This is a genomic window from Paenibacillus sp. FSL H7-0331, assembly GCF_001956045.1.
In genome coordinates, this window is sequence record NZ_MRTH01000006.1 from 1 (window position 1) to 22,873 (window position 22,873).

The 22,873-nt window shown below is 46.4% G+C and carries 18 protein-coding genes and 1 pseudogene; 13 read left to right on the forward strand and 6 right to left on the reverse strand.

The window, feature by feature from the left end:
• The 6 genes and pseudogenes from BK127_RS10265 to add form a co-directional block, all read left to right on the forward strand.
• Window positions 1–571, forward strand: a pseudogene (locus BK127_RS10265) (collagen-like protein); the annotation flags it as partial.
• Window positions 572–1,031: 460 nt separating this feature from the next.
• Window positions 1,032–2,051, forward strand: a complete 1,020-nt coding sequence (locus BK127_RS10270) for an ABC transporter substrate-binding protein (protein WP_076229963.1) — start codon at window positions 1,032–1,034, stop codon at window positions 2,049–2,051.
• Window positions 2,048–3,130 (forward strand): FecCD family ABC transporter permease, encoded by a 1,083-nt coding sequence (locus BK127_RS10275; protein ID WP_076229964.1) that lies wholly within the window; start codon window positions 2,048–2,050, stop codon window positions 3,128–3,130. The genes BK127_RS10270 and BK127_RS10275 overlap by 4 nt, the downstream gene beginning before the upstream one ends.
• Entirely contained in the window at window positions 3,130–4,149 is a 1,020-nt protein-coding gene (locus tag BK127_RS10280; protein WP_256711255.1) for a FecCD family ABC transporter permease, read from the forward strand. The genes BK127_RS10275 and BK127_RS10280 overlap by 1 nt, the downstream gene beginning before the upstream one ends.
• Before the next feature lie 40 nt (window positions 4,150–4,189).
• Window positions 4,190–4,588, forward strand: coding sequence for a VOC family protein (locus BK127_RS10285; RefSeq protein ID WP_076229966.1), 399 nt, complete (start codon window positions 4,190–4,192; stop codon window positions 4,586–4,588).
• A 430-nt stretch (window positions 4,589–5,018) separates the two neighbouring features.
• The gene (add, locus tag BK127_RS10290) at window positions 5,019–6,059 is read left to right on the forward strand and encodes an adenosine deaminase (protein WP_076229967.1); all 1,041 of its coding nucleotides are present in this window, start codon (window positions 5,019–5,021) and stop codon (window positions 6,057–6,059) included.
• A gap of 126 nt (window positions 6,060–6,185) precedes the next feature.
• On the opposite strand, the gene BK127_RS10295 is transcribed toward add, so the two are convergent.
• From BK127_RS10295 to BK127_RS10315, 5 genes are all read right to left on the reverse strand, one after another.
• Window positions 6,186–7,100, reverse strand: a complete 915-nt coding sequence (locus tag BK127_RS10295; protein ID WP_076229968.1) for a cyclic di-GMP-binding domain-containing protein, MshE-related — start codon at window positions 7,098–7,100, stop codon at window positions 6,186–6,188.
• On the reverse strand, window positions 7,100–7,480 hold the full coding sequence (locus BK127_RS10300; RefSeq protein WP_076229969.1) for a response regulator: 381 nt from the start codon (window positions 7,478–7,480) through the stop codon (window positions 7,100–7,102). The genes BK127_RS10295 and BK127_RS10300 overlap by 1 nt, the downstream gene beginning before the upstream one ends.
• 244 nt (window positions 7,481–7,724) lie before the next feature.
• Window positions 7,725–8,573: a sugar phosphate isomerase/epimerase family protein gene (locus BK127_RS10305; protein ID WP_076229970.1), complete on the reverse strand. Its 849-nt coding sequence runs from the start codon at window positions 8,571–8,573 to the stop codon at window positions 7,725–7,727.
• 22 nt (window positions 8,574–8,595) lie between these two features.
• The gene (locus BK127_RS10310) at window positions 8,596–9,672 is read right to left on the reverse strand and encodes a Gfo/Idh/MocA family protein (protein ID WP_076229971.1); all 1,077 of its coding nucleotides are present in this window, start codon (window positions 9,670–9,672) and stop codon (window positions 8,596–8,598) included.
• Window positions 9,673–9,803: 131 nt separating this feature from the next.
• Window positions 9,804–10,880 carry a Gfo/Idh/MocA family protein gene (locus BK127_RS10315; protein ID WP_076229972.1) on the reverse strand — a complete coding sequence of 359 codons (1,077 nt, stop codon included), beginning with the start codon at window positions 10,878–10,880 and terminating at the stop codon, window positions 9,804–9,806.
• 127 nt (window positions 10,881–11,007) lie between these two features.
• Between BK127_RS10315 and BK127_RS10320 the strand changes: the two genes are divergently transcribed.
• A complete protein-coding gene (locus BK127_RS10320) occupies window positions 11,008–11,910 on the forward strand; it encodes an AraC family transcriptional regulator (protein WP_076229973.1) in 903 nt (300 codons plus the stop codon).
• Window positions 11,911–11,994: 84 nt separating this feature from the next.
• On the opposite strand, the gene BK127_RS10325 is transcribed toward BK127_RS10320, so the two are convergent.
• Window positions 11,995–13,539 (reverse strand): LTA synthase family protein, encoded by a 1,545-nt coding sequence (locus tag BK127_RS10325; RefSeq protein ID WP_179097438.1) that lies wholly within the window; start codon window positions 13,537–13,539, stop codon window positions 11,995–11,997.
• Window positions 13,540–13,947: 408 nt separating this feature from the next.
• Between BK127_RS10325 and BK127_RS42410 the strand changes: the two genes are divergently transcribed.
• The 6 genes from BK127_RS42410 to BK127_RS10355 all read left to right on the forward strand — a co-directional run bounded on the left by BK127_RS42410 (window position 13,948) and on the right by BK127_RS10355 (window position 22,825).
• Entirely contained in the window at window positions 13,948–14,121 is a 174-nt protein-coding gene (locus BK127_RS42410; RefSeq protein WP_083689220.1) for a GapA-binding peptide SR1P, read from the forward strand.
• Complete coding sequence (gene ppdK, locus BK127_RS10335; protein ID WP_076229975.1) at window positions 14,108–16,807, forward strand: pyruvate, phosphate dikinase; 2,700 nt, start codon at window positions 14,108–14,110, stop codon at window positions 16,805–16,807. Before BK127_RS42410 ends, ppdK begins: the two co-directional genes overlap by 14 nt.
• A gap of 208 nt (window positions 16,808–17,015) precedes the next feature.
• On the forward strand, window positions 17,016–18,767 hold the full coding sequence (locus BK127_RS10340; RefSeq protein WP_076229976.1) for an ABC transporter ATP-binding protein: 1,752 nt from the start codon (window positions 17,016–17,018) through the stop codon (window positions 18,765–18,767).
• Entirely contained in the window at window positions 18,764–20,566 is a 1,803-nt protein-coding gene (locus BK127_RS10345) for an ABC transporter ATP-binding protein (RefSeq protein WP_076229977.1), read from the forward strand. Before BK127_RS10340 ends, BK127_RS10345 begins: the two co-directional genes overlap by 4 nt.
• Window positions 20,567–20,584: 18 nt before the next feature.
• Complete coding sequence (locus tag BK127_RS10350; protein ID WP_076229978.1) at window positions 20,585–21,499, forward strand: aminoglycoside phosphotransferase family protein; 915 nt, start codon at window positions 20,585–20,587, stop codon at window positions 21,497–21,499.
• Between the two features lie 171 nt (window positions 21,500–21,670).
• Window positions 21,671–22,825, forward strand: a complete 1,155-nt coding sequence (locus BK127_RS10355) for a DUF2087 domain-containing protein (protein WP_076229979.1) — start codon at window positions 21,671–21,673, stop codon at window positions 22,823–22,825.
• Window positions 22,826–22,873 lie beyond the last annotated feature (48 nt).

A 22,873-nucleotide genomic window follows, 5' to 3' on the forward strand; every position in this document is an offset into this window, starting at 1 on the left:
AGGAGCACAAGGAACACAAGGACCAACAGGAGCACAGGGAACGCAAGGACCAGCAGGAGCACAGGGAACGCAAGGACTAACAGGAGCACAAGGAACGCAAGGACCAGCAGGAGCACAGGGAACGCAAGGTCCAACAGGAGCAACAGGAGTGTTGAGTTTTGCAGATTTTTTTGCGTTGATGCCTCCTGATAACGAAGCAACAGTTGCTCCGGGTACAGACGTAAGTTTTCCTCAAAATGGACCTACTAGTGGGACCTCCATCTTCCGTTCTAGTTTAAGTACATTTAACTTGTCTGTCATTGGCACTTATCAGGTCTTGTTTCAGGTGAGTGTGGACGAAGCGGGTCAACTAATTTTAACCCTCAATGGTAATGATCTAGCTTATACGGTGGTCGGCCGAGCAACCGGTACTTCTCAAATAGTAGGAATTGCTCTTGTGGAAACGACTGTCATCAATTCAATACTCACTGTACGAAATCCTGCTGGCAATGCTGCGGCACTAACCATCACTCCTCTTGCTGGAGGAACAAGGTCGGTTTCAGCACACCTTACTATCCTACAAATCGCATAGAGGGGATTATTCAAGTCAATATCCATGCATCGTGTGCAGCACCACGTCTTATCGTTATGTACACGAGGTAAGAATGTGAAAGGGTGCCGGGACTCCAATTGAGCCGGATTCAGCTGTGAAAAAGCTTGAAGGATATAAGCTCAGTCCATGAGCTTCCTTTCCGGTATGCAGAGGGACCAACTGACTTCGTGCCAGTTGGTCCGGAACATAAAGAACCCAATACTATTCAGCTCCTTAATGCTAGTATGCAACGCTATCACTTATATAAGCTGATGCTTGAACAGTCATTAAATACGAAGTCCTTGTACTTAGCTTGATCGGTATGGGGTGTATCCGCAGGAATAAACAATCAATCATCAGGTGAAGCGAAAATTGACTATTGACATGTTAAGATTTTGTAAACTATACTGATGATAATGATAATCATTATCAATACATACTAAGGGGTCTAGTGAACAAGATGAAAACAAGAATTTCCTTTGCTATCGTTCTTACATTTTTATTATCGATTTTATTAAGCGCTTGCGGATCAGAAAACACAATGAAGGAAGCTGCCAAACCAGCAGCCAAGACTGCTGAAACTACCGCTCCCACTGCACCGGCTCCAGCACCTTCAGCCGCACCAGCTGAAAAGAAGAAAACAACAATTACGCATGTTATGGGTCAAACTGAGGTGCCTGAGCGTGTTGAACGCGTTGTGGCGTTAACTCCACATTTTGCTGATCATTTACTAGCGTTAGGAATTACGCCTGTTGGATCTGTAGTGAGAGAAGCTGGCGATTTTGAGCCTTATAGCATACCTTTATTGAAGGGAACGGAATCTGTAGGTCAATCGTCTGCACCCAATCTGGAAAAGGTGCTGCAGCTCAAGCCTGATCTGATCTTCGGAGAAGAAAAAAATCATTCCAAGTCGTATCCGGCGTTAGCCAAAATCGCGCCAACGCTCGTATATGCAACCAAGGATATGGAGGAAGACTGGAATAAAGTCTTTTTGAGTGTTGGGGAGGCTGTTGGCAAGGGAGCACTAGCCAAAACCAAGCTGCAGGAGTTTGACACTAAAACAAAAGCTTTAAAAGAGAAATTGGTACCGAAATTGGGAAATGAAACGGTTCTGTTCGTTAAGGTTACAGATAAAGATACACGCGTAATGGGCAGCAAGAGTCCATTGGGCAAAATTGCTTATGCACAGCTGGGTCTGAAATACCCTGCCGGGCTGCCTGAAGAAGATGGCGAAATTAAAATAGCTCTTGAAAAGCTGCCGGAAATCAACCCTGACCATATTTTCTTGTTAGATACGAATGTACCGGATTATGTGGCGAAAATGAATGAGGCGATTGCAACCCCGTTGTGGAAGAACCTCAAGGCTGTGCAAAACAAGCATATGTATATGAAGCCGATTCGTGGTACCAAGACAGGCTTCGGATTGATTATGTACAATATATTTGTGGATGAAATTAATAAGGAGCTATTGGGCGGATGAGTCGTGACACTCAAATCAGTGAATCCAGTACTCATTCCAATCAATCGGCTTCACTGAATCAAGCTAAGAAAAGAAGGCTAAGCCCTTCTTTTCTTATTTTGCTGTTAAGTGTCGGAATGGTCATTGGCGTGCTTCTGTTCATCACGACGGGGGCGGCGAATATACAATTGTCTACCGTATGGGAGGCCATACTGCATTATGATGAGAATCAGGTTCAGCACTATACCGTGCTTTCCGTTCGTCTGCCAAGAGCCGTTACAGCGATTATTGTTGGCGGTTGTTTTGCTATATCCGGAGCGATTATGCAGGGAATGACACGCAACCCACTCGCTAGTCCGAGCTTATTAGGGGTATCGGCAGGGGCGCGTTTTGGCCTGGTGCTTGGTTTTGCCTTCCTGCCACATTTGTCGTATCAATTGATGATTGTGATATCGATGCTCGGAGCAGCATTTGGAGCTATGACGGTATATGGTGTCGGGATGCTGGCCTCATTTAAGGGCTCGGAGCAAGCCGCGCATGTGAAGCTTGCACTGGCCGGTGCGGCGGTAAGTGCGCTGCTGGCTGCTTTGTCGGAGGGGATTCAGATTTACTTTGGTATCGCGCAAGAGGTCATGTATTGGTACGCCGCTGGTATAGCGGGTGTGAAGTGGCTGCATGTGTGGACAATTTTGCCTTGGGCCGTTGTTGGTCTGGTCATATCTATCATGATTTCAAGAAATATTACGATGCTGAGCCTGGGTGAAGAAGTGGCAACGGGTCTCGGTCAGAGAGTGAAGTGGGTCAAGTTCCTGGGCGCGCTTACGGTGTTTGCGCTTACAGGTGCAGCGGTGGCTATAGCGGGACCGATTGGATTTATCGGATTGATAATTCCGCATGTAACCCGTTTTCTCATCGGTGTCGATTATCGTTGGGTGATCCCATGCTCGGGGATGTTTGGAGGCTGGTTTTTATTGATGGCGGATACGGTTTCACGGTGGGTTAACCCTCCTTTGGAGACGCCGGTCGGCATTTTGACGGCTTTGTTAGGGGTTCCTTTCTTTCTGTATTTGGCAAGAAGGGGAGGCAGGGGCAGCTTATGATGAAACCATTTGTAGGGAATCGCATGCGTCAACCCAAGCTGATTGGCAAGTTTATACTGTTGTTCCTGCTGCTGTTTGTGGCTTTTCTGATCAGCTTGAATTCCGGATTAATTCGGGTCGCACCTATGGAAGTTATTCGTACACTAGCGGGTTATGGATCCGGGGAATCCTCTATAGTCATGTTTGATATTCGGCTGCCTCGAATTGTGATAGCGATGCTGGTAGGAGCTGGCTTTGCAGTATCCGGCGCGATCATGCAGGGCATTTCGCAGAATGGCTTGGCGGACCCGGGTATCCTTGGTATTAACGCCGGAGCAGGCTTGGGTGTAGTGCTGTACATCGCGTATTTTTTTGGTAAAATCCAATTGGCACCGATCTATATGCTTCCGTTGATGGCTTTTATTGGCGCAGCGGCGGCGGCATTATTCGTTTTTACTTTGGCTTATAAGGATGGTAAGATTATTCCGATGCGTCTGCTGCTTGTAGGCATTGCTACGGGTGCGGGAATTAGTGCTGCTATGCTATTTCTGACGTATCGGATGAATGCCTACAATTATGATTTTGTGAAAATATGGTTGTCCGGCAGCATCTGGGGTACGAATTGGAGTTATGTGGTTGCGGTATTGATCTGGATGATCGTCCTGCTTCCCTATGCAATCTACAAGGCTCATCGGATTAACCTGCTGTATATGGGCGAGGAAATAGCGGCAGGAGTGGGACTGTCGGTTCAAAAGGAGAGAGCCATCCTGATGGCGATCGCAGTTGGCTTGGCGGGTTCTTGTGTAGCTGTTGCCGGTAGTATTGGTTTTGTGGGATTGATCGCGCCCCATTTGGCCAAATTAATGATTGGCAGAAACTACAAAGTGCTGCTGCCCTCAGCGGCGATTATTGGCTCTATTCTTGTCCTGATTTCGGATACGATTGGGCGTATAATTGCCCAGCCGGTTGATATTCCTGTTGGGATTGTTACCGCTGCAGTTGGTGCGCCTTATTTTCTGTATTTGTTGACGAAGAAGTGATATTTATATTTATTGAAAATCTATGAGGAGTGGTTCGTGAATGGCCAAGCTGTATCCGTATATTTACTGTGAAAATTCAAGAGAGCAAGCAGCGTTCTATGCCCAGGCATTGGGCGGAAGAATCGTAGGTATCCAGACTTTTGCGGAAATCCCTAATGTCAGCGATGAAATGAAAGATAAAGTCATGCATTTGGTGATGCAAACTTCAGACCTTGTCCTATTTATGGCAGATTCGGTTTCTGAACCCGTCAAGCGCGGTGGTGGACTTGATCTCGGATTGGAATACAAAACAGAGCAGGAAGCACGCCAAGTGTTTGAAGGCTTATCGCAAGGTGGCAGTGTGATTATGCCATTTCAGAAAATGTTCTGGGGATCGATGTTCGGCCGTCTTCAAGACCCTTACGGTGTGTTTTGGCAGATTGTTACAGAACCATCTTGAGCCTGGTCTGGTCTGAAATAAGTGATTTGGAATGGAACAACAGCGATGCCGTACATAGAAGTGCGAACATTTATAAGATGCTGTAAGGAGAAATACAAGTGTTTCGGAGACCCCGCAAGGGGTCTTTTTTTCATATAAGCACTGTAAGGAGTAGAAGGCAAATCCAAAAGTAATGAAAGAGGATATGGGTGTCTCATCCATAGAACACGACTTCAACAACGACTGAAACCCCATGCCGATGTTCTCACCAACGCACAAAGTAGGGGGTTGGACAAGGACCAAGCCGCAGGCTGGTCTTTTTTAGAGTTAGAAGGATTAATTTTGCATCAAAACTTATCTCTTGAATACAATGTTAAATATATTGACATATAAGTAACATTGATTTACAGTAAGTTAAATTATTTATTTTCGTGAACAAGGAGTGATCAACTTGGAAAAAGATAGAATTGACGATGTTGTGCTTCAATTGCCGAAGGTTGATCTTCATTTGCATCTGGATGGGTGCGTGAATCCTTCAACTATTCTGGAATTAGCTGAGGAGCAAGGGATTGTTTTGCCCGCATCAGACAGGCAGGGATTGCTTCCTTATATGCAGGTCGATGAGAACTGCAGCAGTCTTGCTGAGTATTTGAGTAAATTTGATTTTACAACCCGTTTTCTGCAAACGGGAGCGGCGTTGGAGCGCGTTGCTTATGAAATTGTTGAGCAAGCGGCGTTTCATAATTGTGCTTATATCGAGGTGCGATTTGCTCCGCAGCTTCATCGGTACAACGGATTATCTGCGGAAGCGGCGATTCATTATGTTATTGAAGGACTAAAGCGCGGTGAGCAGAAGTTTCATGTTAAAGCGAGAGTTATTGCGATTTGTATGAGAAATCATTCAATTAAAGATAACCTGGAAGTGATCGAAGCTGCGGCTGCGTATATAGGAAAAGGTCTCGGGGCTGTCGATCTGGCCGGAGATGAAGCCTCGTATGGTCCTGAGTTGTTTAGGGAGGTGTTCGCATTGTCTCACAAGCTTGGAATTCCTGTCACGATTCATGCTGGAGAAGCGGCAGGGGCTGATAATATTAAAGAGGCTGTCACGAATCTAGGGGCTTGCCGGATCGGGCATGGAGTGAGGCTAAGAGAGAACGCCGCGATTCTGGAGATGATCGTTCAACAACAAATTCCGTTGGAAATGTGCCCGGTCAGTAATATTCAAACGAAAGCTGTCCCAAGCTGGGAAGCATACCCGATTCGTGATTATTTCGATCGCGGGATTAAAATAACCGTCAATACGGATAATCCGATTGTCTCCGGTACGAATATTACGAAGGAATATCGGGTCCTGAGCGAACGGTTTGGTTTTACACTCCCTGAGCTGTCTACATTGGTAATGAATGGCGTGGATTCAGCATTTTTGGATGGACACGAGAAGAGGTCTCTCAAGCTGGATTTGCTTAGTAAATTCAAAGCCATGGGAGTTTAATTATACGAAAACATGGGTGCAAGAAGCAGTTTTGGCTATCATTACTCATAAAACCTCGAATCGGCTTGTTAATCAAAGCAGTTCGAGGTTTTATGCTGATGGCACGTATTGAATTATCATGACGATTCAAGCTGATTTGGTAAGCTCGCTTAGATCCGTCAGGATTAAGTCGAACTGAACGAGTGGGCCGAGCACGCGCAGGACAGCTTTTATAGGGGAGTCTGGGCTGAAGGCCGTACTCCTTACGACGGCTTGGGGCTCCAGATCAAGCTCGATGCTCCGGTTCGACAGATTCACCAAATAAATGCCGTTATGTAAATTCAGTAATTCGCCCACCGAGGCTTCCATCATTTCTCCTGGCGCTTCAATGGATTCTAGTGCGTAGATAGAAGCCAACTGCAGGAAAGAGGCTTCTGTAGCGCTGATCGCTGTAATTCTGGAACAGGATCGATCACTGCTGACTAAAGACTGGTAAGCTGTCCATTCATATACTGCCGCTGAATCTGTGGGGATGATCTCAATGCGAATATGGCTATCTATGAAACGTATCATATTTTTGGCAAACAAGCTGATATAATCGGTTAAGGCTTGCCCCAAGATCATGTTCTGCTTCGATAAAATGGATTCCACGAGTGCTTCGATGCTGCCGTTTACAATGGATTCGAATTGATCATCGGTCAGACTATAATCCTTTTTATATAAGTTCAAGGTTGTGCTGAAGGTTTCGTAATTCATTGTGCCTTGGTCAATCAATGCTTGTCCCAGAGTCAAATGTGCGCTTTGCTGTGAGGACAATAGTTCGGTAACGACCTCCTCAGTCAAGTGGCCCATATCGACAGCGATTTCGCCGAATCTTTTATCTATTCTTGTTTGGGTCTGGTGTACTTGTTCTACCTGCTCGGGGGTCATATAACCTTTGTTAATAGCGAGTACGCCCAGCTTGACTCTCGTTTCGGCTTGTGCCGACAAGGCCTGATCCAGCTCGGACGCGGTTACGATGGAACGGTTTAATAGAAACTGTCCGAAGTATTGTGCGAACATTACTGAACACCCCGATCCTCTACGATTTTTTTGGCAATGTCGACAATGATGTCAACTTGGATGGGTTTTTGTAAAAAGTTGTCGGCTCCCAGCTTGAGCGCTTTAATTAAATTGCTTTGTGTGCCTACGGAGGAGGCCATAACAACATGGATGGCTGGGTTGATGATTTTGATTTCCTGCAGCGCTTCTATGCCATCTTTCTTCGGCATCACGATATCCATGAGGACGAGGTCTGGCTGCTCCGTTCGGCAGAACGTGACAGCTTCTTCGCCGTCAATAGCTTCAAACAGATTGGTAAACCCGAGTTCGGCTAAGGCTCCCTTTAGCTTTTTGCGAATCAACATAGAATCGTCACATAATAAAATTTTCAAATCATACATGGGCTTCCACTCCTCAGCTATTGCTTCTCTAATGTAACCTTACGTAGATAATACTTTATATGTTAGATAATATTACAAGAATCGTTATTAAACAAGTGGGAAATTGTAAATAGTGGATGGGGATGATGGCGAAATGAGTTTGAATAAGGGGAAACAAGAGGAATTAATGAAGAAAAAGAAGAGACTCATCGGGGAGCCTCTTCTGATTTGTATCTATTCTATTAAATAACCGAAATATTCCAGACTATTGTAAGCCGGCCTCTGTATACACTTTGCGGAAAGCTTCTTGCGAGCGCTTAAGCAGCACGGAGCTTGGTTCTGTAGAAGGCTGTGGTGTTAATATTTCTTGTGCCACCAATCCGGTGTATCCGATTTGGTGGAGCCCACGTAAGAAGCCAGTCAAATCGATAACGCCTTCACCTGGATAGACACGTTCATTATCCAATACTTCAGCCAAAGGAACATCAGGTGCATCGTTGATATGAGCTAATACGATCTGACTGGCATCCAACCGCAGAATATCGTCAACACCTAATCCATTTGTATACCAGTGGTAGCTATCAAACAACAGACCTACATTACGTTCACCGATGGCATCGATCCAATCGAGGGTTTCCTGCAAGCCCCAGATAAAAGGATTGGCCCAGCGAGTCCGCAAATGGTGTGGACCTACGAATTCGAGTCCAAAGCTTATGCCGTAAGGCGCCAGGATTTGTGCGCAGGTGCGTAAACGACGAGTTGCGATTGCCATAAAATGAGCTGCATTGTGATCTGTGGACGGTAACACGTAGGTCGTGCAGGTCGTGCAGCCTACCGCGGCTGCCGCTTCAGCATCCTTGGCCAGACGAGCAAGTCCGCTGCGGAATTCCTCTTCACTGTTGCGCCATTGCACAGACAGCCCGATGCTGCCGATCTGAATACCCTGCTCACGAAGAAAGCTGTTCACTGACTCAGCGCCATCCTGAGCTATCCATTCCTCCAGTTCAGTGCCTCCGGCTGTGATGGCTTCGAATTCATGCTCTGCCGCGGCGCGCACAAAATCCTGAATGCTGCCTACAGCGCCAATACCAGCTCGTGTAAGTGCTTTTAACATGGGGGTCTCCTCCTTGTACGATCTATAAGTTCCAATCCAAGATAACCTCGTGACCTGTACGCGAAGACTCATAGATGGCATCCAGAATCAAGTTGTTTGTAAATCCGGTCATGACCGAGGTGTCCGGCTGCTTGCCTTCACGAATACACTCTACAAAATGGCGACTTAAGCGAATACGTCCGCCTTCATCCTTCTCAGGAGTAATCAATTCCACTTCTGCAGCCCTTTCAAAGGTTTCAGTGAGCAGCTTGCCTTTATTGCCAACGATGGAAGCGCCACCTTCGGAGCCCATCAAATGAATGAAATGGCTGCTGTCTGTATCCATATGTACCGCCCAGCTGACTTCCAGTGTCAAGGTACTGCCATTATCCAATTTAATCATTGCGGTTGCCAAATCCTCAACGTTGTAGCTTCCGCTCCAATCCGGAGTTCCCCAAGTGCCGATCCCACGTTTTTTTGGACCAAATTCAGCATAGGTTGAACCGAATACGGATACAGGCTTGGCATCCCCGAGGAAGAAGAAGGCCAAATCGAGCATATGCACACCAATGTCGATCAAAGGACCGCCGCCGGATTGTTGATGATCGGTAAACCAAGTACCCCAGCCCGGAATCCCTTTACGTCGGAACCAACCTACCTTGGCATTGTAGATACTGCCGATGGACCCGTTATCAATCTGCTGTTTCACTTGAAGAGGCAGCCAGTCCCAGCGCATTTGATGTGGAATCATCAGTACTTTGCCGGTTTCATGCTGTGCTTTGACGATTTCGCGTGCCGCTTGGGCATTGATAGCCATCGGTTTTTCCAATAACACATGCTTACCCGCATGCAGAGCCTGTACGGCCAGAGGTGCGTGCCATTGGTTAGGAACGCCGATAACAATAGCATCAATGTTAGGGTCCTGAATGAGTTCGTCATTAGTTTTATAGACAGTTGGGATGCCATGCTTGGCAGCGCACTGCTGCGCTAAAGGGTAATTCAGATCGGTTAAAGCGACGATTTCAACATCATCTTTCAATTGACCGAAAATATTCATGTGGACGTTGCCAATATTGCCTGATCCGATAATGCCAAGCCTTATTTTGTTAGTAATGGTCATGGTAATAGCCTCCGCTTAACTATGAAATTGAGTTTCACTTGCTTCATTTATCATAAAATGTAAGCGTGTAAAAAACATTTCATTTTTTACGGAGGTTATCCCATTTTTTCAGCAGACTTCATTTTTATAGCTTAAAGTGACCAGTCGAGAATGACCTCATGGCCTGTCTGTGAGGATCTATAGATCGCATCCAGAATCAGATTATTCGTAAAGCCACTCATAGCCGGGGTTGTCGGTTCCTTGCCCTCACGGATACATTCGAGAAAATGACGGCTAAGCCGGATTCGCCCGCCTTCGTCGTTCGCCGGTGTTACGAGTTCCACCTCGGTTGCGCGCTCGAACGTCTCGGTGAGCAGCTTGCCTTGGGTACCGCGTATCGAAGCACCGCCATCTGAGCCCATCAGATGGACAAACTGCTTGCTGTCCGTATCCATATGTACGGCCCAGCTGACTTCGATGGTCAAAGTGCTTCCGTTGTCCATCTTGATCATAGCGGTAGCCAGATCTTCTACATTAAAAGAGCCGTTCCAGTTAGGGGTGCCCCAGGTACCAATTCCGCGTTTCTTTGGTCCGAACTCTGCATAGGTCGCGCCATATACGGACACGGGCTTCACATCTCCCATGAAAAAGAAAGCCAAATCGAGCATATGCACACCAATATCAATAAGCGGGCCGCCCCCGGATTCCTCCTGTTTTGTAAACCAAGTGCCCCAGCCGGGAATGCCTTTGCGGCGGAACCAGCCCACCTTGGCGTTATAAATTTGACCAAGCGCACCTTTGTCTACCTGCTCCTTCACCTGAAGTGGAAGCCATTCCCAACGCATTTGGTGAGGGATCATCAAGACTTTGCCTGTTTCGCGTTGAGCTTTGACGATCTCGCGGGCAGAAGGAACATCAATAGCCATCGGCTTTTCCAACAGTACATGCTTGCCAGCTCTTAAGGCTTGTACAGCCAGCGGGGCATGCCATTGATTCGGAACGCAAATCACGACAGCATCAATATCGGGATCCTGAATCAGTTCTTCAGAGGTCATATAACATTTGGGTATACCGTACTCGGCAGCACGCATTTGTGCTAGTGGATTATAGGAATCGGTTACGGCAACAATATCCACTTCAGCAGGCAGCTGCTTGAACATAGTAATATGAACGTTAGCGATATTGCCCGCCCCTATAATGCCGAGGCGGATTTTGTCATTTGTATTCATGTGTAAGAAACCTCCGATTGAATTAAGTTGTGATACCATTTCATTATATAGTAAGATGTAGACGTATAAAACTAGGAACATATTTAAGGACGAATATTATAGATGTTCAGCAGGAGTGAACAGCCGTATGCCCGTTGTACCGGTTTATTTAACCCATTATCCGAATATGGATACCGAGCTTCCTTTTCATATCAAGATTAACCATCTGAAACGGGATTTTGGCTCACATCGTCATGATTTTCTGGAGTTCTCCTATGTCATTGAAGGCCGCGGCTTCGAGATTATTAATGGAGTCCAGCACCCGATGGAGCCCGGGACGTTTACACTTGTCATGCCCTACCAATTTCATTCGATCCATTCGGAGCCGGAGCACCCGCTGCGATTGTATAACTGCAATTTTGGCATACATTTGTACAACTCCTCCGAACAGCTGCCGGGATCTGTTGAAACATTAGGGGAGCGTGAATTGCTGCCTTACGTACAGGTGCCTTCAGGGGAACAGGTGAAGTTTCAGGAGATCCTGAAGGAACTGTATGCAGAATATCATGGTGAGCAAATATGGAGGCATGCGCTGATTAAGGTCAAGCTGACTGAAATTCTGGTCAGGTTTGACCGTCTGAGAAGAAGTGCGCAGCTAATTGATACTGTGAGCGAGGTATTGAAAACAGAGGGAAGAGAGCGGGGAAGATCCAATGGTGATATTTGGAAGGCGATTCAGTACGTTCACGAGCATTACCGCGAGGACCTGACGTTAACCGGTCTGGCTCAACGTTTTGGCTTCAGCGTCCCATATTTGAGTGAGCTGTTCAAAAAAACGATTGGGCAGAACTTTGTTTCGTTCGTTCATGAGGTGAGAATCCGACAGGCCTGCGGGCTGCTGATCGCAACAGAAATGACGGTATTGGATATTGCTTTAGAGACAGGTTATGGCTCTTATAATACGTTTACCCGCATTTTTAAGGAAAGCAAGGGGATGACCCCGGCCATATTTCGCAAGCAAAATAAGCTGCAGCTTACCGATCAACGGTAACTGCAGCCTGGACACATATGCACGTACCCTACATGCAAATGAAGTCATTTACTGGTGGGAGCACGATTTGTTGCTCAATCCGGTTTATGGCTTTTTGGGCGTAATCGGCAGCGTATAATTTGGAGATTGGACGAGTACATGCTCTTGACTGTCCATCACACGGACCTGCAGCTGCAGGGCTCCCGGGGTTGTAAGCATTTCCTTGGGAAGGGATGCACTTAAGCTATCCTCTGTCTGCCACACCGTGGGGATAGGGACTCCGTCCGCAAACAGGACACTGCCTTGTCCGAACCGACCTCCTTTGACCAAAAGCGTCATGGACTTGATCCAGTCCGCTACGAGGCCTTCACCAACGCCAATGCTTTCGGGTGAAACAGACTCGATAACAGGATCACCATAGCCAATCATATACGGCTGCGAAGCATCCTCTGCATCCTCGGTTTTCGTTAGAATTGCTTGCTGCCGCTCTTGATACTCCACTAAATCGTTCTCATCGATTTTCATCGCTTCATAATATTTTTTGGGCGGAATAATAGGAATCCTTTTAGATAAGTTGTACAAAAAATCGGTATAATTACTGCCCTGCAGCTTCGCGAGCTTAAGGATATAAGGACTCAGGAAAGATGGGCTCATTCGAAGAATTTCTTGACTCTCAGGCAAATAATTGTTCCAGACCAGAAGTGGGACCGTGTACATCTTTTCCAGGAAATTCGGATCATCGGGGCCCTGAATGTAGCCGCTTTTCTGATACACATAATAGTCCGTTTCCAAATGGGGAAGATGGTCGCCAAAAAATACGAGTATGGTAGGCTCCTTTAACTGGCCGAAGTACGTGACGAGCTCCTTCAGCATGGAGTCGGCGCCGCTGGCTCCCTGGGCATACGTTTCAAGAATCGATATCGCATCATCAGACATATTGCCTCGAATATTAATGCTGTTGCGCTTAAACTTATTGGCCCAGTAATGATAATGATTCTCCATCGTATTTGCAAATATAAGGTCTGGACCGCTGCTACGTTTGCTTTCTTCGATAATTCGCTTAGCAACGGCGTGGTCGCCAATATATGGACCGACATATTCATCCGGATCGAAAAATTCCAATGGAATAAAGTGTGAGAATCCGAACCGCTTGTATACATTCACGCTGTTGACATACCAATTGTTAAAAGGACTGATAACCGTTGACTTATAGCCCTGTCGTCCCAAAATACTGGCAATGGAATCGACCGGATGATCGATAACCTTCTCATAGGCAATTTCATCAGCGGGAAGAAAGCGCATTGAATTTCCTGATAACACCTCCAGCTCTACATTGGCAGTACCACCACCGTATTGCGGTGAAAGCATCGTACCGTGCGTATATTTTTCCTGAAGGGCATGAAAGGTTGGGATCGGGTCTCTGCTGAATTTGACTCCTGGAATTTGTGTAGGGTCCCAGAAGGATTCACTTAATACAATGACGATATTGGGGTTTTGCTGCAACTCCTCAGCAGTCCAGTCCGTATTCTTATCGACAAGCTGCAGTGGATGTGTACGCTCCGAGTCCGACGAGGAGGTGCTGAGAACAGCACAAAGAGAGGCAACCAGGACAAAAGCTGCTGTACGCAAAACAATGAATCGCTTTTTCACCATGGTAACGCTCCTAGTCAACAAATTTAAAGACATTATAGCATGATGCTGCTGGAATGAAGTGGTTTTTTCAAAAAAATTATAAGCGCTTCCATTCTTATGTTGAAAGCTTGAACATGCGATTAACTTTGGCAGGACACTACATAATGGAATGTGTTTAAACGTTATGTCATAAAAGAACAATTAAAGCGAATAAAGAGTGTACTAATGATATATTTTCAGATTTAATCAAATAAATAACTCATAAATAATGATTTAAATTATATATTGCGTCATAATATTATATATGGTATATATTATTTAAGGTGTATATTCTGTTTTAGAGGTATTTGACAGGCACGTTCGACTGGAAGAGTCAGAATGATATAGCGATTATGCGCTATAAATCAATCGAGGAGTGATGGGGATATGGAATCGAGTAACAGCGGTATCGAGCTTGGCACTATCATTTGTAAACACTGCGACAGCATCATTGGTACTTTGGATACGGAAAAAGTGATTGTTATTTACGGTGTTTGTGAGGATTCGAACTGTATCTCCAATCAGAATCAAAAGGAGAAAGCGACCCATGTTGAATGCTAAACGTGTCCTGCATTTTCATGAAGGGAATGCTGGTATGAAAATGCTCTTGGGTGGAAAAGGGGCCAATCTTGCAGAGATGACCAATGCTGGCTTACCTGTACCTCCGGGCTATACCATTACAACAGAAGCTTGCAGACAATATTATGCGGGCGGCGGAGTTTTACCAGAAGGATTATGGACAGAAATACGTCAAGAACTGAAGCAGATTGAGCTGAAAAAAAACCAGTTATTCGGTGGTATGGACAATCCACTTCTGGTCTCCGTTCGCTCAGGTTCGGTCAACTCCATGCCTGGCATGATGGATACGATCCTAAATCTGGGACTTAATGATGTGACAGTGGATGCTCTTGCGAGAAATACCGGGAATCCCCGGTTTGCCTATGATTGCTATCGGAGACTGATTCAGATGTTCGGGAATGTTGTTTTGGATATCGATGGTTACCATTTTGAAAAACAGCTGCATCATTTTAAGCAATTACATGACTATAACGAAGACAAGGATATTCCTGCAGAAGCTTGGATGGAACTGATTGCGCAGTACAAGGATTTAATTGAACGTAAAGCAAGAACCACGTTCCCTCAGGATGTGTACAAACAGCTGGAGCTGTCCATCGAAGCTGTGTTCCGTTCCTGGAACAATCAGCGGGCTGTGGTGTACCGAAAAGTGTATGGGATTCCTGATACGTTGGGAACAGCCGTTAATATTCAGTCCATGGTTTTTGGAAACAGGGGTGAGGATTGCGGTACTGGTGTGCTGTTTACTCGAAATCCATCTACAGGCGACAATCTTTTATATGGCGAATACCTCACGAATGCACAGGGCGAGGATGTGGTGGCGGGTGTAAGAACGCCTTCACCTATTGCACAGCTGGAGCAGGAAATGCCTGAAGTGTATACAAGGCTGGTAGAAATCGCCAACCGACTTGAAATGCATTACAAGGACTTACAGGATATCGAGTTTACCGTGGAAAAAGGAGAGCTGTTCATTCTCCAGACTCGTACTGGAAAAAGAACGGCACAGGCAGCTGTCAAATTGGCGGTGCAATTCGTTAAAGATGGCATTCTTGATCGCAAGCAGGCTTTGGAGCGGATTGAAGTGGATCATCTCAATCAACTGCTTCACCGCGCAATCGACGAGAGTGCGAAGCTGGACGTACTGGCGGTTGGTTTGCCGGCTTCACCAGGAGCGGCAACGGGGCAGGCTGTATTCGACGCCGATACGGCTGAAGAATGGGTCGCAGCCGGCAAGCGTGTTGTATTGGTCAGCTCAGAGACAAGTCCGGAAGATATTCACGGTGTCATTGCAGCCGAAGGTGTGCTTACGACCCGAGGGGGGATGACGAGCCATGCTGCGGTAGTGGCACGCGGAATGGGCAAGCCTTGTGTATGCGGCTGTGAAGAAGTTCGGATCGATCCGGATACACGTGAATTTACCGCAGGTGATACGATCATCCGTGAAGGGGATTGGATTACGCTGGATGGATCAACAGGGCGTGTCATCTGTGGCGTTGTTACGCTTAAGGAACCGCAGATGAGTGCTGAGCTTGATGAGCTGCTGAGCTGGGCGGATGAGGTGAGATCCTTAAAGGTGCGTACCAATGCCGATACACCGGAAGATGCAGCGAAAGCGCGGCAGTTTGGTGCAGAGGGAATAGGGCTCTGTCGAACGGAGCATATGTTTATGTCAGCCGAGCGACTGCCAGTTGTGCAGGCGATGATTCTTGCCGATAGTCTTGAAGATCGTCGAATTGCACTTGAGCAGCTGCTTCCTATGCAGCAAAGTGATTTTGAAGGCATATTTAGCGCTATGGACGGGTTCCCTGTCACGATTCGGCTTCTGGACCCGCCGCTGCACGAATTTCTTCCGAAGCTGGATGAGCTTCTGATTGAACAGGAACGTAAAAAATGGGCTTTGTCCGAATTGGATCAAGCCGAAGGCAATCCTGACCTGCACTCTTTAATTCGCAAGGTGAGGAACTTGCAGGAGATGAATCCGATGCTTGGTCAGCGAGGCTGCCGCTTAGGTATTGTGTTTCCGGAAATTTATGAGATGCAGACGATTGCTATTTTTCAAGCCGTACTTGCGTCTAAAGCACAGGGGATCACGGTGCTTCCAGAAATTATGATTCCTCTCGTAGGCCATGCCAATGAACTTAAATCGATGAGAATACTGGTCGAACGGGTAGCTGAAAAGATACTAGGGCCAGAAAAGCAGCAAGTTCCCTATAAGATTGGCACGATGATAGAAGTGCCGAGGGCGGCGCTGACTGCGGGCCAAATTGCTCAATATGCAGATTTCTTTTCATTCGGTACCAACGATTTAACACAAATGACGTTTGGCTACAGCCGCGACGATGCGGAAGGGAAGTTCCTTACCCATTACATCCATCACGATATTTTACCTCACAACCCTTTTCAGGTATTGGATACGGATGGGGTCGGGCAGCTGATCGGCTGGGCTGTAGACAAAGGACGTGCAACCAAGCCTGAATTGAAAACCGGCATTTGTGGTGAGCACGGAGGTGACAAGGAATCGATATTCTTTTGTCATCAAACCGGTTTGGATTATGTCAGCTGCTCTCCGTTCAGGGTGCCGTTAGCAAGAATCGCTGCCGCTCAGGCACAGCTGTTGTTTGGTCATCCAGATTCAGTATCTGCGAAGCTTCAATCGGCAGCTGCTCTCTAGGATGCTCCAGCTCAGCTTGCGAGGCTTACAGGATGGACTTATAAAAAGCTGTACAAGGACAGACGAAGCATGACTTCGATCTGTCTTTTCTTTACTTAAATCTCCGCATCAAATACTTGTATCCAAAAAATCCATTGACGTCCCAAGCCGCTTCCTCTAATGTTGACATCATACTGTTTATTACATTTCTATGACAGGAGAGGAAGCAATGAGCCGGAAAATACCGGTAAGTGAGTATACGGGGCTGTTGAACAGCTATTTAAGACCACAGCGTAAAAGTATGGCCGTGCTGGGGATTCTGCTCATCGGCGGCATTGTCATGCAGCTGATTAATCCGCAAATCATCCGTTATTTTATTGATACAGCCCAAACCCAGGAAAGCTCCAGTCCACTTATTTATGCGGCTATCTTATTTATTGGTGTTTCTCTCCTTCATCAGGGATTAACTGTAGCTGCAACCTATATTGGTGAGACGGTAGGCTGGATTGCAACCAACAAGCTACGCGGCGATGTTGCTGCACATTGTATGAAGCTGGATATGTCGTTTCACAAAGCTCATACTTCGGGTGCTATTATTGAACGGGTTGACGGAGATATTAATAATTTGGCCAATTTTTTCTCTAATTTTGTCGTATCATTATTAAGTAATTTGCTGCTGGTAATAGGTATGCTCATCCTGCTGTTTCGCGAGGGCTGGGTAATCGGCTTGAGTATGACAGTATTCGTTATATTTGCGATCTATATCATTCAGTACATACGCAAGTTTGCAGTTCCACATTGGGGTAATATGCGTCAGATGAGCTCTAGGTTTTATGGATTTCTGGGGGAGCATCTAGAGGGCACAGAGGATACCAGAGCCAATGGAGCTTCGAATTATGTGATGCATCGCTTCTATGTAATGCTGAGGGAGTGGCTGCCGCTGCGCGTGAAGGCGTTTCTTGGCTGGGCCTCCATGTGGATCACAACCCTGATTATTTTCACGATTGGTAATGCTGTCGCTTTTGGTTTAAGTGCGGTTCTCTTTAAACAAGGCTCTATTACGATAGGAACTGTGTATATGATCTTCTATTATACAGAGCTCATGGCCAAGCCGATCGAGAAGATTCGAACTCAAATGGAGGATTTGCAAAAAGCCGATGCCAGCATTATTCGGGTTCGGGAGCTGCTGGAAACCGAGTCTGCGATTCAGGATGGAATCGGTCTGCCGCTGCCGCAGGGTGCTTTATCAGTTACGTTCAATAATGTGGAATTCGGTTATGAGGATGATATCACGACACTGCATAATCTGAATCTTCATCTGGAGCGCGGTAAGGTGCTCGGAGTACTGGGACGAACAGGAAGCGGTAAAACGACGCTTGCCCGCTTGCTCCTGCGTTTCTATGATCCCCGTTCAGGGAGCATTCGTTTGGAGGGTGTCGATCTGCGTGATGCGACACTTCAGGAGCTTCGTGGGAGAGTGGGATTGGTTACGCAAAATATTGAAATTTTTCAAGGCACGGTCCGAGACAACCTGACTTTCTTTGATGAGGAGATACCAGATCAGACGATTATTCATGTCTTGGAGGAGCTTGGCCTGCAGGATTGGTTTCATTCGCTGCCTTCAGGTTTGGACAGCTTGCTGGAGTCGGGCGGAGGCGGCTTGTCCGCAGGTGAAGCGCAGCTGCTTTCATTCGCCCGCGTCTTTTTGTCGGATCCAGGACTCATCATCCTTGACGAAGCTTCTTCAAGATTAGATCCTGCTACAGAGCAGCATATCGAGAAAGCCATCAATCGATTGCTGGAGAATCGTACCTGTGTTGTGATTGCCCATCGGCTGGCAACCATCAGCCGCGCGGACTATATTCTTGTACTTGATCAGGGTCGGATTGTTGAATTTGGTGAGAGAAGCGCTTTGGCTGCGGATAGCAGCTCCCGCTATAGCCAGATGCTCGTGGTCGGAATGGAGGAGATGCTGGCATGAGTACATTTGCCTTCTTGTTTAAACTAACACGATACCGAATTTGGCTTTACATCGTGAATGCACTTGCATGGACGCTCATTTATTTGGCTCCGATTGTACCCGGTTGGGTGACCAAGCAATTTTTCGATACCTTATCCGGTTCTTCCTTATATGGTTTTAATGTGTGGACCTTGATCGCCCTGCTGATCGCTTCGGCTTTGGGACGTGCCATCATCATTATTTTTGGCTTTATTACTGATGTGCAGTTCCGTTTCCGTATTGGAGCACTGCTTCGCAGAAATATGCTTACACGTATTTTGAAGGAGCCGGGAGCCAAAGCCATTCCTTGCTCGCCGGGAGAGGCAATCAGTAACTTTCGCGATGATGTGGAGCAGGTTGAAGAAACGGTGAGCTGGTCTGTTGATGCATTCGCAATGACCTGCTTTGCTGCCGTATCCTTTTCCATTTTGTACGGGATTAATGCGACCATGACCATGTGGGTGTTTCTGCCGCTGGTCGTCGTTGTGACCATTGCCCAAGCTGCAACAACTATGCTTCAAAAGTATCGTGCGGCAAGTCGCGAAGCTACGAGTCAGGTGACTGGAGCGATCAGTGAAATGTTCAGCAGCGTGCAGTCGATTCAGGTGGCTGGAGCGGAAGAACGGGTAATTAACCGATTCCGTAAGCTGAACGACAACAGGCGCCATGCGATGGTTAAAGATCATTTGCTGACGCAGACGCTGGATTCGATTTTTTCCAATACCGTTAATATCGGGACCGGATTTATTTTGCTATTAGCTGCAGGGGCCATGCGAGATGGCAGCTTTACTGTAGGAGACTTTGCCTTATTCGTTTACTATTTGACCTTTGTTACGCAATTTATTCAAAACTTCGGGAAATTCCTGACCTATTTCAAGCAAAGCACCGTCGCTAAGGAGCGACTGGTCAGTTTGATTCAGGGAGCTGATGAGACTACGCTAACCGAGCATCATCCGCTGTACCTGCGTACATCAATCAGTGAGTCCGATCTGAATAATCAGCAGAAGCCAAATGATTCGGTCGGCAGCAGAAGCTTGGAATTGCTTGAGGTGAAAGGTCTCACCTACCATTATCCTGAGACAGGCCGTGGAATCAGCAATATTCAGCTAAAGCTGCCCAAAGGTTCCTTTACGGTAATTACAGGACGGATTGGCTCGGGCAAAACAACGCTTGTGCGTACGCTGCTTGGCCTGCTTCCGATGGATGCAGGCGATATTCGCTGGAACGGAGAAAGGGTGGAGCATCCAGGTGATTTCTTCATTCCGCCGCACAGCGCCTATACGCCTCAAGTACCAAGATTGTACAGCGACACCTTGAAAAAAAATATTTTGTTAGGTCAGGAAGAAGAAGAAGACGTTCTTCTTAAGTCGGCTGTGCATGCTGCGGTGATGGAGCAGGATGTTGAGCATTTACAGCATGGAATGGATACGATTATTGGTCCGCGCGGCGTAAAGCTCTCAGGAGGTCAAGTCCAGCGTACAGCGGCGGCCCGGATGTTCGTTCGCAATGCGGAGCTGCTCGTATTTGACGATTTGTCTAGTGCGCTTGATGTTGAAACCGAGCGCAAGCTGTGGGAACGGATTTATGGGCAGCGACAGGCGACATGCCTGGTCATATCCCATCGCAAAACTGCCCTTACCCATGCCGATCATATTATCGTAATGAAGGATGGACAGATTGAGGCTGAAGGTACGCTTGACCAGCTGCTGCAAACGAGCGACGAACTGCGGCACTTATGGCAGCTTAACGAGACGGAGCAAGAAGTGGAGCAAGAAAGCTAAAAATTAAGGAGTGATGAAATGGATTTGGCTGCTGTTCACCGACATATAGCTTCCCTTCGTCATATCAAAAAGCTGCAAACCATCAATAAGGGATTTTCCTTTGACGGCAAATACTTTCTCTATACAGATGAAATTGTACCCGTGTATGTACTGCGGACGGCTTCGATTTCACAAAGGGAGAAGAAGCAGCGTGAATTTGAGGTTGTTCGCAGTGTATTTGATCAAGGGGTTACAACCTCAGAGCCTATAGAGTTCGGCATTATTGAAGAGCTCGATCTGTGCTATATGGTGCTTGGATATGTAAATGGCGAGGACGCCGCTGAGCTGCTGCCAGCATTAACGTCAGATGAGCAATATCAGATTGGTGTTGAGGCGGGGCGACAACTGCTGCTCATGCACCGATTAAATCCACCAAATGGTCTGGAAGCGTGGGATAAAAGACGGTCTGCCAAGCATTACAGACAGCTGGCTGCTTATAGGGAATGTGGAGTCAAGATCGAGCAAGAGGAGAGAGTCATCCAGTTTGTTGAGGCGAATCTCAAGCAGATGACAGACCGCCCTAGCAAATTTCAGCATGATGATTTTCACCCAAGCAATCTGCTTGTCAATAATAGGGGATATTCTGGTGTTATCGATTTCAACCGATTTGACTGGGGAGATCCTTACCATGATTTTATGAAAATTGCCTATTTCAGTCGCCAGGTGAGTGTACCGTTCTCAATAGGACAGATTGATGGATATTTTAATAAAGAAATTCCGGAGCGCTTTTGGAGGCTATATGCTTTATATACGGCTCTTACGCTATTTCCTAATATCACCTGGACACTGGAAGTCGTGCCACACCAACTGGAATCGATGCAAGAACGTAATCGTATCGTGACGGAGGATCATTCTGGGTTTGATAAGGTAATTCCAGCCTGGTATACATCCTGATAGGGCTTTATTGATGTGCCGACATAGTCGTTACCCTGTTGTCGTTTTCTCCAATACCAGGAGAGGATGAGCAAGGTAACGGCTTATTTTTATGGATTAAAGTTTGACATAAACCAAACGTTATAATAATATATCTATATATTAATCGATATTTAGAAAGGAAGTCTATTTATGTATGAATCAGATTTACTGTGGAGGGTTCCTTTGGAGGAACTCAAGCGTGGGTATACATGGGATGAAAGCACAGATACATTTATTTGTCTAATTTGCGGTGACCAGTTCCAAAAAGGAATGATATATAGAGCTGATGACTTATATTATGAAGCGGAAAAATTCACAACCCTGCACATAGCTAACGAGCATGGCACGATGTTCCATTATTTGATCGGGTTAAACAAGAAGCTAACCGGTTTAAGCGATTTGCAAAAAAACTTGCTTCAGCTGTTTTACGAAGGACATAGCGATAATGAGATCGTCAGTAAGCTGGACGGAGGCAGCGCCTCAACCATTCGTAATCACCGATTCGCTCTGCGCGAGAAGGAAAAGCAGGCACGGTTGTTCGTCGCTATTATGGATTTACTGGAGAAAAAGAACGGCTCCGGTTCGAAGAAAAGCGAACGCACCTCCAGACAGCATGCTGGTGCCGTTCATCGCACAGTTGCAGTACGCGACAATAACTTTTCAATAACAGACAAAGAATATCAGGATACTATTCTTAAGTATTTTATAGAAGGTCCTGATGGACCTATAATCAGCTTTCCTGGTAAAGAAAAGAAAAAGTTTATCGTATTGCAGCATATCGTTTCAAGATTTAAGGCGGGCAGGCGTTACACAGAAAAAGAAGTGAATGCACAGCTGGAGCAGGTGTATGCCGATTATGTCACCCTGCGTCGTTATATGATTGAATATGAGTTAATGGACCGAGAGCCTGATGGCAGTGCTTATTGGATTAAAGAGGAGGTAACACCTATGTCTAAGGAAAAAAGAAAAGAATTATTGCTAGCCTACAAAGAGACGAAACGCCCGATGGGCATTTATCAAATACGCAATACGGTGAATGGTAAAATATTTATTGGCAGCAGTCGCAATCTGGATGGTCGATGGAATCGTCATCAGTTTGAATTGGGTATGGGTATGGAGCGTAATAAAGCATTCGAGAGTGAATGGAAGGAGCTTGGAGATAAACAGTTCGCATTTGAGACATTGGAGCTGTTGGAGGAACGGATGGAGGGTTATCAGGATATTGATCAAGAGCTGGAGACAATGCTTGCGAAATGGATCGAAAAGCTGCAGCCTTTTGGTGAACGTGGGTATAACCTTCTCTAAACACTTACAGTCTTCTCTAAATGAAAACAACCAACAATGCCTCGGTTC